This window comes from Streptosporangium lutulentum, from assembly GCF_030811455.1.
GTDB classification, from domain to species: domain Bacteria; phylum Actinomycetota; class Actinomycetes; order Streptosporangiales; family Streptosporangiaceae; genus Streptosporangium; species Streptosporangium lutulentum.
This window is the reverse complement of the sequence record NZ_JAUSQU010000001.1, coordinates 3,801,953-3,815,325: the sequence shown is the minus strand read 5'-3', so window position 1 is coordinate 3,815,325 and position 13,373 is coordinate 3,801,953. Positions and strand designations below refer to the sequence as shown.

9 protein-coding genes are annotated in these 13,373 nt (G+C 64.3%); 8 read left to right on the top strand and 1 reads right to left on the bottom strand.

What is annotated here, in order from left to right; all coding sequences use genetic code 11:
• The first annotated feature begins 60 nt into the window (after window positions 1-60).
• From J2853_RS17080 to J2853_RS17045, 8 genes are all read left to right on the top strand, one after another.
• Complete coding sequence (locus J2853_RS17080) at window positions 61-756, top strand: HAD family hydrolase (protein ID WP_307568702.1); 696 nt, start codon at window positions 61-63, stop codon at window positions 754-756.
• Window positions 757-1,302: 546 nt separating this feature from the next.
• On the top strand, window positions 1,303-3,744 hold the full coding sequence (locus J2853_RS17075; protein ID WP_307559083.1) for a type I restriction-modification system subunit M: 2,442 nt from the start codon (window positions 1,303-1,305) through the stop codon (window positions 3,742-3,744).
• Window positions 3,737-4,975: a restriction endonuclease subunit S gene (locus J2853_RS17070; RefSeq protein ID WP_307559081.1), complete on the top strand. Its 1,239-nt coding sequence runs from the start codon at window positions 3,737-3,739 to the stop codon at window positions 4,973-4,975. The genes J2853_RS17075 and J2853_RS17070 overlap by 8 nt, the downstream gene beginning before the upstream one ends.
• Window positions 4,976-5,073: 98 nt before the next feature.
• Window positions 5,074-8,310, top strand: coding sequence for a type I restriction endonuclease subunit R (locus J2853_RS17065; RefSeq protein ID WP_307559079.1), 3,237 nt, complete (start codon window positions 5,074-5,076; stop codon window positions 8,308-8,310).
• 19 nt (window positions 8,311-8,329) lie between these two features.
• Window positions 8,330-9,037 carry a M48 family metallopeptidase gene (locus J2853_RS17060; protein WP_307559077.1) on the top strand — a complete coding sequence of 236 codons (708 nt, stop codon included), beginning with the start codon at window positions 8,330-8,332 and terminating at the stop codon, window positions 9,035-9,037.
• Window positions 9,034-10,974 carry an HsdM family class I SAM-dependent methyltransferase gene (locus J2853_RS17055; RefSeq protein ID WP_307559075.1) on the top strand — a complete coding sequence of 647 codons (1,941 nt, stop codon included), beginning with the start codon at window positions 9,034-9,036 and terminating at the stop codon, window positions 10,972-10,974. The genes J2853_RS17060 and J2853_RS17055 overlap by 4 nt, the downstream gene beginning before the upstream one ends.
• A gap of 39 nt (window positions 10,975-11,013) precedes the next feature.
• Window positions 11,014-12,564 (top strand): serine/threonine-protein kinase, encoded by a 1,551-nt coding sequence (locus J2853_RS17050; RefSeq protein ID WP_307559073.1) that lies wholly within the window; start codon window positions 11,014-11,016, stop codon window positions 12,562-12,564.
• 21 nt (window positions 12,565-12,585) lie between these two features.
• Entirely contained in the window at window positions 12,586-12,843 is a 258-nt protein-coding gene (locus tag J2853_RS17045) for a hypothetical protein (RefSeq protein WP_307559071.1), read from the top strand.
• Here J2853_RS17045 and J2853_RS17040 read toward each other — a convergent pair.
• On the bottom strand, window positions 12,819-13,367 hold the full coding sequence (locus J2853_RS17040) for a hypothetical protein (protein WP_307559069.1): 549 nt from the start codon (window positions 13,365-13,367) through the stop codon (window positions 12,819-12,821). The genes J2853_RS17045 and J2853_RS17040 overlap by 25 nt on opposite strands.
• Between the last annotated feature and the right edge of the window lie 6 nt (window positions 13,368-13,373).

Below are 13,373 nucleotides of genomic sequence, written 5' to 3'. Positions count from 1 at the left end.
TATGAAACGTGCAGGCCGAAGAAACAGCAGGAGAGGCGAACCATGTCCGCTGTCCGATTGGTGTTGTGGGACATCGACCATACGTTGATCACCTCGGGTGGGGTGGGAAGCGAGGTCTTCCGTACCGCCTTCGAGACGGTGACCGGCTGCCCGATGACGCAGATGGCCGAGGTCACAGGAAGAACAGAGCGTGTGATCTTTCGAGAGACCCTTGAGCTTCACGACCTGGAAGATCCGGGTGACTACTTCGACAGATTCGCCCAGGCCCAGGCGCGCGGGTACTGGGAGCGCGCGGAGGACATGCGGCGCAGAGGTCGCGCACTGTCCGGCGCACCGCAAGCCCTCAGAGCACTGGCTGAACACGGTGACGTCGTCCAGTCCGTTCTCACCGGCAACACTCGACCGTCGGCGCTCGCGAAACTACAGATCTTCGACCTTCATCGGCACATTGACTTCGACAGCGGTGCATACGGTGACGACGAGGAGCTACGCACGAAGCTGGTGCCCATCGCCCGCGCCCGTGCGAACGAGCGGCATCACTTCGACTTCGACGTGAGCACCACCGTTCTGATCGGCGACACGCCGAGCGATGTCCGCGCGGCCCTCGACGGCGGAGCCCTCGTGATCGGAGTCGCGACCGGGAAAAGCTCGCCGGAAGAGCTTGCCGAAGCGGGCGCACACCACGTGCTCTCCGATCTCTCCGACACCACGGCCCTTGTCCGTGCCGTCGTCACAATCGAACAGTTGAATGGTTAGCGTTCTGCGTTTTTGACTCGTCAACATACAAGGCCAGGGCCTCAAGGCATCTGGACTACCACGGCATGCGCCATGCCGCACAGCCTGCCGATGTCGGGGTCGGCCTGGGCAGTCATGATCTCGGAGTGGCAGTCTGTGCGGCCGATCTTGAAGCGTGGCTTTGCCATCGAGCAGCCGTTTCCCGCTGACGTCCGGTCCACCTATGAGCGCCTGGTTCAGACGGGATATACAAGCCGCCTGATCTGATGCGGCTGTCGATACACGCCAGCAATAGGGCCGCTGGAGATCGCTGATCAGGCGTCGGTGCGTGAGGTGTGGTCGGCCCATGGGGCGACCCAGGCATTCGTTCGGCTTTCGTCAGATACTAGAGCAAACCATCATGTGAAGCCATAAACAGGATTATAAATATCAATGTGGCATTAAACATCGTGTGAACTACATTCACGAGATAATCGATGTATGCTCCGATTATGCTGATTTGGGCGCTCCCCGGTCCCGTATACGACGGGGCGACCCTGCCCAAACGGTCAAGGAGAAGGGCGCCACGTGGCGAAGCTGACGTTGCCGCAGTTGGAGCGGCATCTACTCGGAGCGGCGGACATCCTCCGCGGCAAGATGGACGCCTCGGAGTTCAAGGAATACATCTTCGGGATGCTCTTCCTGAAGCGCTGCTCGGATCAGTTCGGGGTGATCCAGAGCGAGCTGATCGAGAAATTGGAGCTCGGCGGCCGGAGCAGAGAAGAGGCCGAGCAGGCCGCGGACAACCCGATGTTCTACGAGAGCAGTAGTTTCTTCGTCCCGGAAGGGGCCCGGTGGCCGCACATCAGGGACGCCTCTCGGGGAAAGGGTGTCGGCAGCCTGCTCAACAAGGCGCTCAGCGAGCTGGAGTTGGCCAACTCCAAAGCGCTCGAAGGCGTTCTGGAGCACATCGACTTCACCAAGAAGGTCGGTCAGTCCACGATCCCGGACAAGCGGCTCCAGCAGCTCGTTGACCACTTCGGCCGCTACCGGCTGCGTAACGCCGACTTCGAGTTTCCCGATCTGCTCGGTGCCGCCTATGAGTATCTGATCGGCGAGTTCGCCGACTCGGCGGGCAAGAAGGGTGGAGAGTTCTACACCCCGCGTGGCGTCGTCCGCATGATGGTCCGCTTGGTGAAGCCCGGCCCGAACATGCGCGTCTACGACCCGTGCGCCGGCTCGGGCGGCATGCTCATCCATGCCAAGGAGTACGTCGAGGAGCACGGCCAGGACTTCCGTGACCTCACCCTCTGTGGGCAGGAGTACAACGGCGGCACCTGGGCCATCTCCAAGATGAACATGATCCTCCACGGCGTGCTCAACGCCGACCTGCACAACGACGACACTCTCGCCAACCCGCTGCACACGCAGGGCGGCGAGCTGACCCGCTTCCACCGGGTACTCACCAACCCACCGTTCTCACAGAACTATGTCCGGGACGGCATCGAACATCCCGAGCGGTTCAAGTACGGCTTCGCGCCCGATACCGGTAAGAAGGCGGACCTGATGTTCGCCCAGCACGTGCTTGCCGTGCTCATGCCCGACGGCATCGGCGCGACGGTCCTGCCGCACGGCGTGCTCTTCCGCGGCGGCAAGGAGAAGGATATCCGCGAGGGCATCATCAAGGCTGACCGCCTGGAGGCGGTCATCGGTCTCGCTCCGAACCTCTTTTACGGCACCGGTATCCCCGCCTGTGTCCTGGTCCTGCGCGGTACGGCCCAGCGCCCCGAGGAGCGGCGCGGCAAGGTGCTGTTTATCAACGCAGACCGCGAGTACACCTCGGGCCGCGCGCAGAACTACCTGGACGCCCAGCACGCCGAGAAGATCGTCGCCACCTTCGAGGAATACCGCGACATCCCCGGCTTCGCCCGGGTTGTAGACATCAAGGAGTTGAAGGAGAACGACTTCAACCTCAACATCCGCCGCTACGTCGACAACACCCCGCCGCCCGAGCCTCAGGACGTCCGCGCCCACCTGCACGGCGGCGTCCCCAGGGCTGAGGTCCGCGATAAGGCCCACCTGTTCGCCACCTTCGGCATCGACCCGGCGACGCTGTTCGCCGAGCGGGACGCCGATTACTACGACTTCCTGCCCGAGGGCTGGCAGCGTACGGCGGAGCGGCTGCCGTCGCTGGCTGAGCCCGCCGAGGCACGGCTTCGCGAGGCGTTCTCCGACTGGTGGTCTCGGCATAGCAAGCGCCTGGCCGAGCTGCCCGAGAGCCGGAAGGTCATGGAGATCCGGGCCGAGCTGCTGGAGTCGTTCGTCGCGGAGCTGAAGCCTTTCGGGCTGTTGGACCGGTTTGAACTGGCGGGGACCGTGGCCGCCTGGTGGGGTGAGACTCAGTACGACATCAAGGCGCTTGCTCTGAACGGTTTCGAAGGTGTCGTCGAGGGCTGGCTCACCACCATCGAGAGCGCGTTCGCGCTGGATGAGGAAGAGGCGGAGTACTGGGACAAGCAGAAGATCGCTGCCGAGAAGCGCAAGGCCCGTGACCACCGGGTCGTCCCGGCGCTGATCCCGGAGTATCTGGCCGAACTGGAGGAGGCTGAAGCTCGCTATGCGGAGCTGAACGCCCAGTACAAGGTGGCGACCGCCAAGCCCAGTGAGGAAGACGAAGAGGCGGATGAACCGGAGACCCAGCTCAGCGCCGCCGAGCTGAAGCAGCTCAAGTCCGACGTGACCGCCGCCCGCCGTACGGCCGGGGACCTTGAGGCCGCCTTCATCCCCCGCCTCTTCGAAGCCGCCAACGCCCTCACCGACGACACCCGCCTCGGCCTCGTCCTCGACGTCTTCCATACCGCCCTCGCCATTCGTCTGGGCTCTCGTACGGTCATCGGCCGCCGAGTGCTGGAAGGTGCTTTCCGTACCTGGGTGGACAAGTACGCCGTTACCCTTCGAGAACTTGAATCCCAACGAGAAATCGCTGTCACCCGTCTTGGGTCCTACTTGAAAGAGCTCGGTTATGAGTGAGTGGGAACAGAAGAGAATCCATGATCTCTTAACGCGGCATTTCCCTGGAGCGTGGGGCGAAGAGCCCGTACCCGGACGTGGATCAAATGTTTCCGTCCTGCGTTCTATCAACCTCGATAATGATGGGCATGTAGATATATCTACAGGTGCTCTTCGCAGATTCTCCTCCCGGGAACTGGCTGATAGACGCCTCCAGGACGGAGATCTTCTTCTTGAGGCATCGGGTGGCGGGCCAGGTAAACCCGTTGGAAGGGTTGCGCTCTTCCGCCAAGAAGGCGATGGGGCTTACGCAAGCTCGAACTTTTTCCGAACTCTTCGAGTTGACCGTCGAGTGGCGGATCCATCATTTCTCGCCTGGCGGCTTCATTGGTTGCACGGACGGCCGGAGATTTGGCGCTTCCAGCAGCAAACCACAGGAATCATCAACCTCCGCTACGCGGACTACTTGAACACGCAGATCTTTCTCCCACCTCTAACTGACCAGCGGCGGATCGCGGAGATCCTCGACACCCTCGACACCCAACTGGCGATAAGCGCTCAGATCGTCGATAAACTGTGGGCCAAGCAGGCGGCGATCACGGATTATCAGCTGGATAATGTCGCGGCCAAGGAAGCGTCTCTGGGCATTTTTCTTGCTCTATCACCTCGCAATGGATTTTCTCCAAAGGAGGTGGACGACTGGACTGGTTTGCTCGCCTTGGGGCTAGGGTGTCTGACCTCCAGTGGATTCGCGCCTCGTCAGCTCAAGAACGTTCCCAGTCGCGATTCTAGAAATTCTGCGGCTTTTCTCGGGGATGGCGACCTGTTGATGAGTCGCGCCAACACTCGTGACCTTGTTGGCCTGGTAGGTCGTTATCGTGACATAGGGACACCCTGCATTTACCCCGATCTGATGATGAGGCTCACGCCCACATCTAACTGTCGGACAGAGTTCCTGGAGATCGTTCTTCAGAGTCCCGAAGTGCGACGACAGATCCAGGCCATGTCACAGGGCACGTCCGAGAGCATGGTCAAGATCAGCGGTGCCACGGTCAAGCAGTTGTTAGTTCGTGTTCCTGAGATTCCAGAACAGGACCGCATCGTCAAAACCAGAGAGACGGGACACAGGGGCATCCAAATCGAGCAGGAGCGCGGCAAGAAGTTGGCTTTGCTCAAGCAGGGCCTCATGGAGGACCTGTTGACGGGACGCGTGCGCGTTTCGCAGGCGGAAACCGTACTGGAAGACCTGTAAGACCGGCATGGGGCAGGCCACAACCCACCCCTGGCCGGGGGCGATTTTTCGGGGGACACGTCAATAAGCGATGAGATGACAACGGGAGCGCGAGTCTGATGTCCAGTCTGGAATACACCCTGGTGGAGCGCCCCCTCATTGAGCAGTTCACGGCGATGGGCTGGAAGCATCTCGAAGGCGCCGTGCACGGCGCGGTCATCCCGATGAACCCCTTCGCCTCCGGGCGGACCACCTTCGACGAGACGATCCTCGAGGACCGGCTCCGAGACGCCATCTACAAGATCAATCTCGACTCCGACGGCAAGCCCTGGCTGGACGACGCCCGGATCGGCAGCGCGGTCAACGCGCTCACCCGCATCCCCTCTAGCAGCCTCCTCGAAGCCAACCAGAAGGCCACCGATCTACTGATCAAGGGCACGGTCGTGGACGGCGTGCAGGGCTGGGAGGGCGGCAAGGGGCGGCCGGTCCACTTCATCGACTGGAAGACGCCGCAGAACAACGAGTTCACGGTCGTCAACCAGTTTCGGCTGGACATCCCCGGCACCCAGGGCAAGCCGATCATCCCCGACATGGTGCTGTTCGTGAACGGCATCCCGCTCGTCGTTGTGGAGTGCAAGGAGCCCAGGACCAGCAACCTGGAAAAGGCCGTCAACCAAATCCTCGACTACGCCGAACAGCGGCCCAGCGACAGCCGTACCGGCAACCAGAAGCTCTTTCACACTGTGCAGCTCACGATCGTGAGCAGCGGCGAGGAGGCCAAGCTCGGCACTGTCACCGCCAGGTTCGAGCATTACGTGCCCTGGCGTGACCCGTACCCGCTGACCAGGGAGCAGCTCGCCATGGAGCGCGGCAAGACCCCCGCCCAGCTCAGCCGGCAGGAGATCCTGGCGGCGGCCGTGCTCAACCCCGGCAGGCTGCTCGACATCGTCCACAACTACGTGACGTTCATGACCACCGACCAGGGAAAGACCATCAAGGCCGCCCCGAGATACCAGCAGTTCAGGGCGGTGGACAGGACGATCAAGCGGCTGCGGACCGGCAAGACCCGGGCTCATGACGGCGTGCACGACAGGCGCGGCGGGATCATCTGGCACACCCAGGGCTCCGGCAAGAGCCTCACGATGACCTTCCTGGTCCGTAAGCTCCGCTCCACCGGCGACCTGAAGAACATCAAGGTCGTCGTGGTCACCGACCGCACCCAGCTCCAGGGACAGCTCAGCGAGACCATGAACCTCAGCAATGAGAAGGTGGACATCGCCAAGAGCGCGGCGCGGGCCAGGACGATTCTCGCCAAGCACGGGCCCGGCGTGGTCTTCGTGATGATCCAGAAGAACCAGGACGGTGGCGGGGGCAGCGAGGGGCTGGCCGCGGGAGTGGCGCTGGGTGAGGTGAACGCCGACGAGTCGATCATTGTGCTGATCGACGAGGCGCACCGTTCGCACACCGCCGCGCTCGGCGCCAATCTCCGGGAGGCGCTGCCCAACGCGGCCAGGATCGGCTTCACCGGCACGCCCATCATGACCAAGAAGGGCCTGCGGAAGACCAGCGAGGAGCTCTTCGGCAGCTTCATCGACAAATACCGCCTCAAGGAGGCGGAGGAGGACGGTGTGATCGTGCCGATCCTCTACGAGGGTCACACGGTCAAGGGCGCGGTCCGCGACGGCCGGGATCTCGACGAGGTCTTCGAGGAGGACCTGGACGAGCTGACGGAGGAAGAGCGGGAGCAGCTTCAGCGGCGCTACGCCACCAAGGGCCAGGTGTCGGTGGCCGAGCAGCTCATCGCGGCCAAGGCCAAGCACATGCTGCGGCACTACGTCGGCAAGATCCTGCCCGAGGGCTTCAAGGCACAGGTCGTCGCCGCCGACCGGGAGGCGACCGTCCGCTATCGCGAGGCGCTCATCGCCGCCAGGGACGAGCTGGTCCGGGAGATCGAACGGCTGCCCGAGAAGATCCTCCAGACCCCGTCCGACGAGCTCAAGCCGCGCCAGGCCTACCTGGTGAACGCCGCCCGCCACCTCGACCTGCTCAAGCGCATGGACTTCGTCCCGATCATCTCCGCCGGAGACGCCCATGACGAGAGCCGCTACAGGGAGTGGACCGAGCCGGAGAAGCAGGCCAAGCGGATCGAAGGCTTCACCACCTCGTACGACGAGTCCGACATCGGGTTCGTCATCGTGAAGTCGATGCTGCTGACCGGGTTCGACGCGCCGATCGAGCAGGTCATGTATCTGGACCGGAACCTGCAGGAGGCCGAGCTGCTGCAGGCCGTCGCCCGGGTCAACCGGACCTCCGACGGCAAGGACTTCGGCTACGTGGTCGACTACCGCGGCGTGGCCAAGAACCTGCTCGAAGCGCTGCGGATCTACGCCCGCGACGACTTCGACACCGACGACACGCAAGACGTCGAGAACGCGATGAAAGACCCTCGGGCCGAGATCGCCAAACTGGAGCCGCAGCGGGACCGGCTGCGCCTGATGTTCAGCAACCTGGAGGACATCGAGGACTGCGTGCAGCTGCTGGCGGATCCCGAGCTGCGCGACAGATTCAACGTCGCGCTCACGCGCTTCCTCAAGACTGTGAACGCCGTCCTGCCGGATCCGGCGGCCAAGCCGTACCTCGCGGACGCCAAGCGGTTCACGGTGATCAAGATGACGGCGACGCGGCGCTATCGCGACGATGGCGGCGAGTTCGACCCCGCCGCGTACGGTGAGAAGATCCGCGCGCTGATCGACGAGCACATCACGTCGCTCGGCATCGAGCAGAAGCTCCCGCCGATCGCACTCACCGCCCCCGACTTCGCGGAGAAGGTGGAGGCGCTGCCCGGACCCCGTGCCAAGGCATCGGAGATGGAACATGCCATCCGGTACCACATCAGCATCCACCTGGCCGAAGACCCGGCCCGTTACCAGCAGCTGAGTGAGCGGCTGGAGGAGATCCTGGAGCAGCTCGCCACCGACTGGGAGCAGCAGGTCATCGCACTGCGCGACCTTCTGACCCAGGTGAAGGATGAGCAGCCGGAGAACCCATTCGGGCTCAGCAAGGTGGAGAGCGCGCTGTACGGAGTGATCCTCACCGAGACCGCCACCTCCGCCGACGACGCCCAGAGCGAGCACCTCGCCGACGTCGCCAGAACCCTGCACCGGGTCGCGGCCGAGACCATTCACCGCACTGACTTCTGGAGCGCGGGCAAGCAGGTGGATCAGGAGGACTTTCTCCGACGCATCTTCCGCGTCCTGGACGATGCGAGGGTCGGCGAGTTCAGCCAGCTCCCCAAACTCGCCGCTCAGCTCTTCGACGTGGTCAAGAGCAACCGGCAGTACATCCCCAGGAACTGAGCCTGGCATGCTGATGACCGTGAGTGATTTTCCTGGTGTCCTGCACGTCTGCGATCTTGACGTCAATGTGTCGGTGAGCCCGCGCCGCAGAAGCGTGCGGCTCACCGTCGAACGGGATGCCTCGGTCAGCGCGGTCGTCCCGCCTCAGGTGTCCCGTGATGAGCTGGTCAAGGTGGTCGAGGCGAAGCGGTCCTGGCTGTACGGCAAGCTCGCCGAGCGGCGTGAGCTGGGGGAGTCCCGACCGGACAGGCAATATGTCTCCGGTGAGGGGTTCTCCTATCTCGGCAGGTCCTATCGGCTGCGGATCGTCGACCCTCCATCCGAGGTCCGGCTCGTCCGCGGGCGTCTGGAGCTCAGCAGGGACGGCGGGGCCCGCGAGCTGGTCCGGTGGTACAGCCGGGTCGGTGAGGCCTGGCTGAAACGGCGGATCAAGCCGTGGGCCTCACGCATGGGAGTCGACGTGGTCGGTCTGCGAGTCTTGCCGCTGGGGTATCGCTGGGGGTCGTGCTCCCCCTCGGGGGCGGTCAACATTCACTGGGCGACGATGCAGCTGCCGCCTACGCTGGTCGACTACGTCCTGGTCCACGAGCTGGCCCATCTGCTGCGTCATGATCACAGCGCGGAGTTCTGGCGGCTGGTCGAGCGGACGATGCCCGACTACGAGGACTGCCGTGAGCGCCTGCGCCGTCTCGGCCCCGACCTGTGGCTCCCGGCGGAAGGACGATGATGCGAGACGATGTCACGGTCAATGCCGCCGACGTCGCGCGGCTCGCGGACGTGGGCCGGGCGGCGGTGAGTAACTGGCGCAAGCGTTTCGACGACTTTCCGCAGCCGGTGGGTGGCACAGCCACCAGCCCGGCGTTCTCCCTGGGCCAGGTCGAGCAGTGGCTGCGCCGACATGGCAGATATGTCGAGGTGCCACCTCTGGAGCGAATCTGGCAGTGGCTCCGGACCGTAGGAGACGATCTTCGCCTCGGTGAGGCGGTCGGCTACACGGGCGCGTTTCTTCTTTACCTACGGCGAGACCCCTCGGGCTGGAAGAAGCTCTCTCGCCTCAGTGACGACCAGATGCTCAAGCAGCTTCCAGCCGCTGTCTCCCGAACGGTGACAGATCTGCCCGGGGAGCTCTCGCACGAGCTGGAGATTGATCCTGCGCTGATCCGTGCCATTGCGGAAGTCGGAACGGAGCAGGGGTTCGCTGAGACCTTCGAGGAGATCTGCGCTCGCTACGTTGACGCACACTCGCGACGGCTGCTGGTCACTCCGCAGAAGGTGGCCAGGCTGATGGTCAGGATCGCCGGAACGTCCGGCGGGACCGTCATGGATCCGTCATGCGGCATCGGCACGCTGCTGCTGGCCTCGGAAGCCACCCGGGCCTTCGGCCAGGACGTCAATGAATCGGCGGCCCGGCTGACAGCGGTCCGGCTGCTGTTACACGACACCGAAGCCGTCATCCGGTCGGGTGACTCGTTGAGGGCCGACGCCTTCCCGGGGGAGCGGGTGGACGCGGTCGTGTGCAACCCGCCGTTCAACGATCGGGGCTGGGGTTACGAGGAGCTGACCAGCGATCCACGCTGGGAGTACGGTCTGCCGCCACGAGGCGAGTCCGAGCTGGCCTGGCTCCAGCACTGTCTCGCTCACGTCCGACCCGGTGGGCTCGTCGTCATCATGATGCCGGGTGTCGCAGCCAGCCGTCGGTCCGGCCGGCGGGTCCGAGGCAACCTGCTCCGGGCCGGCGTGCTGCGCGCAGTCATGACGCTTTCCGCCGGGGCCGCACCCGCGTCCAGCGGTGCCCCCGACCTGTGGGTGCTCCGCCGCCCCGACCTTGATGATCAGCCTACCTTCGACGTGCTCATGGTCAACGCGGGTGAGGATCTCGAACTCGCGGAAACCGCATGGCACGCCTATAACGACGGTGCAGAGCTGCCCGACGCCAGCCGTACCGTGCGAATCATCGATCTGCTCGACGAAGAGGTCGCACTCACTCCCGCTCACCGGGTTAGCGGCCTGAGTCAATCGAAGCCGTCGGCGTTCATCGAGGCTCGAAAGCATGCGATGGCAGCTCTCGCGCGACTGGACATCCCCACCTTGACCCCGTCGGCGCGGCGGCGGGAGCTGCCGATGACCAGCGTCGGGGAACTGGCCAGAGCCGGAGTGGTGACCGTTCATCAGGGGCCGCTCAAAATGGCCACTGAGGAAGGCTCTCTCCCCGTCCTGACAGCCAAAGACCTTATGCTCGACCGTTCTCCCAGCGGATACACCGAGGACGAACCGGGGCTGGTCGTCATCGAATCCGGAGACGTCGTCGCTCCGCTCATTCCTCGCGGTGACCCGGTCATCCGTGTGGCGAAGGAGACCGGAGCCGCGCTCGGTCCTCAACTTCTGCTATTTCGGGCGGATCCAGAGCGACTCGATCCACACTTCCTCGCAGGATGTCTCAGAGTGACGGGGGAGGCCAGCACGCGCCTCGGGTCCTCTGCTCGAATGGATCCTCGGCGGGCTCAGCTTCCGCGCCTGCCCATTGACGAACAACGCATATACGGTGACGTCTTCCGAAGGCTTATCGCTTTTGAAGAGAACGTCCATGAGATCAGAAGGATCAGCGACAGCCTGGTACGGCTCGGCCTCGACGGCCTTCTCGATGGAACTCTCCAACCCGAGTAGTTTCTCTCTGTTGATCCCTTTGTGACGCCCGGAGGCGTGGTGGTTGAGCGTACGGTCATCCTCGAACGGTACGAACTGGACGAGGTGCACCTTGGCAAGGGAGGCATGGGAGAGGTCTGGGGAGGTTACGACAAGCATTTGGACCGGCGCGTCGCCGTGAAGTTCATCCTGCTCCCTGACGGTGTCGCCGACCCAGAACTGGAGCGGAGATTCACCCACGAGGCGATGATCATGGCGCAACTGGATCATCCTGGAACGCCCGCCATCCACGACGCGGGGACGTTCGACGATCCCCGACGCGGACGGCGCCCGTTCATGGTGATGCAGTTCGTCGAGGGCGTGACGCTCGACTTCGTCATCGACGAGCAGGGGCCTCTTTCCGTCGGCTGGGTCGCCGCGATCGGGACTCAGGTCGCCGCGGTGCTGAGCGCCGCCCACGAACGGTCGATCCTCCATCGGGACCTGAAGCCCTCCAACATCACGCTTTGCCCCGACGGCACGCTCAAGGTGCTCGACTTCGGCCTGGCCATGCTCCATGACCCGGAGCTGTCCCGGCTCAGCCGGACCGGTCAGATCCTGGGCACCGCGTCATACATGCCGCCCGAGCAGGTCCGCGCCGGGTCGCTCGCGCCGCAGAGCGACCTATATGCCCTCGGGTGCGTCCTGCACGAACTGCTCACGGGCCGGAGACTGTTCACAGGGCCCACCGAGTACAGCGTGTACGAGCAACAGATTCACACCGCGCCCCCTCGCGTGCGACAGTTTCGGTCCGATGTGCCACCCGAGCTGGACGAGATCATTCTGTCGTTGCTGGCCAAGCGCATCGAGGACAGACCTTCGGATGCCGGTACGGTCCATGACCGGTTGCTTCCCTATGTGACAGGTGTGGGGCAGCTTCCCGGGATCACTGTGTGCGGGCCCAGCCCCCGGCGCATGTACGCCCACGCGGTCAGCCGGGTCTTCACCGGTGTCGCCGATGGTGTGACCACACATGCCGCATCCGTGATCTCCCGGTCTTCGGGCGACGGGGACTTCAGCAGGGGCGACATCGAGCGGGCGCGCCGTGAGGCGATGTCGCTCGCCCGCGACTCCCGCTACAGCCAGGCTGTCGAGGTGCTCGCCGCCGTCGCCGAGCCCGCGGGCCGGGTCCTCGGTGCGGAGGATCCAGAGGTGCTTAATCTTCGCGGGCAACTCGCCAACGTGCTCTTCGAGGCCGGCGATCATCGCCGCGCCGCCCCTGCTTTTCACTGGCTCGCAGTGGATCTAGCGAAGCAATATCACCCTCATGATGAGCGGGTCTTCCAGTGCCGTATGCAAGAAGCCACATGCCACGCACATATCGGGGACAGCGGTCTGGCGCTCCGTCTGATGAACGACCTGCTCGCCGACGAGCTGCACGTCTATCCGGAGGATGACCCGCGGACTCTGGAACTGCGACGGCAGATCGGCGAACTGGAGAAAAGTACGGGCGATGTCGAATCCGCGAGCCGTACACTCACCGATCTGCTCGACGATCTCAGCCGTCTGTACGGCTCCGACCATTCGGCGGTGGTCAGGGTGCGAGAGAGCCTGGGCCACCTGGATCTCTGATGACGACGAGGGGGAGGGCGAGTGAACGAGTTTCGGGTCACGGCCCAGCGGTCCGAGGGCTGGTGGGCGCTGGAGGTTGAGGGGCCGGGATTGAGGCGTCCTGCGCATACGCAGGTGCGGCGCCTCGATCAGGCGGAGGAGACGGTGCGCGATCCGCTGGCACTCCGCTTCGACACCGACGTCGACGGTCGGCTTGCGGCTACCTGGCGGATCATCGTGGTTCCCGTCCTGGGGGAGGATCTCGCCGGCCGCGCTCAGTCGGAGGCGTGCTGCCAGTAGGGGTCGCGGTAGAGCATGACGGAGGTGCCGCGGAGCAGCTCGTCCGGGGCGGAGACCAGCACGAGCTCGCCGTCCGCTTCGAGCCGTCGCAGGATGTCACGGACGCGCGGGCCCACGGGCAGCCGGCCGACCGGAAGGCCGAGGAGGTCCCGGACCGTGTCGGCCACCTGTGAGAGCCGGAAGGGCTCGGTGAAGCCGGCGATCACCTTGCGGACGATCTCGACGGGGATCGCGGTCTCGGCCTCCACGTAAGCGAGTTCCCAGGTGAGCTGCGCCTTGCGCCGGCCGGTTCCGGCGCAGGCCGTACACGGCTGGGAGAAGCTGGGCAGGATGTTCTCGACGGTGGAGCCCAGGCAGGTGGTGCACTGGTTGGTCTCCGCCGCGTGCAGTTCCGCGGCCGCCCGGTCCGCCAGCTGCGTGCCGCAGAGGCACAGGTAGACCCGGAATCCGCCGCGGACCAGGACGCGGTCGTCGGCGTCGTCGGGGATCTCTTCCCACAGCGCGGTGATCGTGTGCTTTTTCATCGTTTG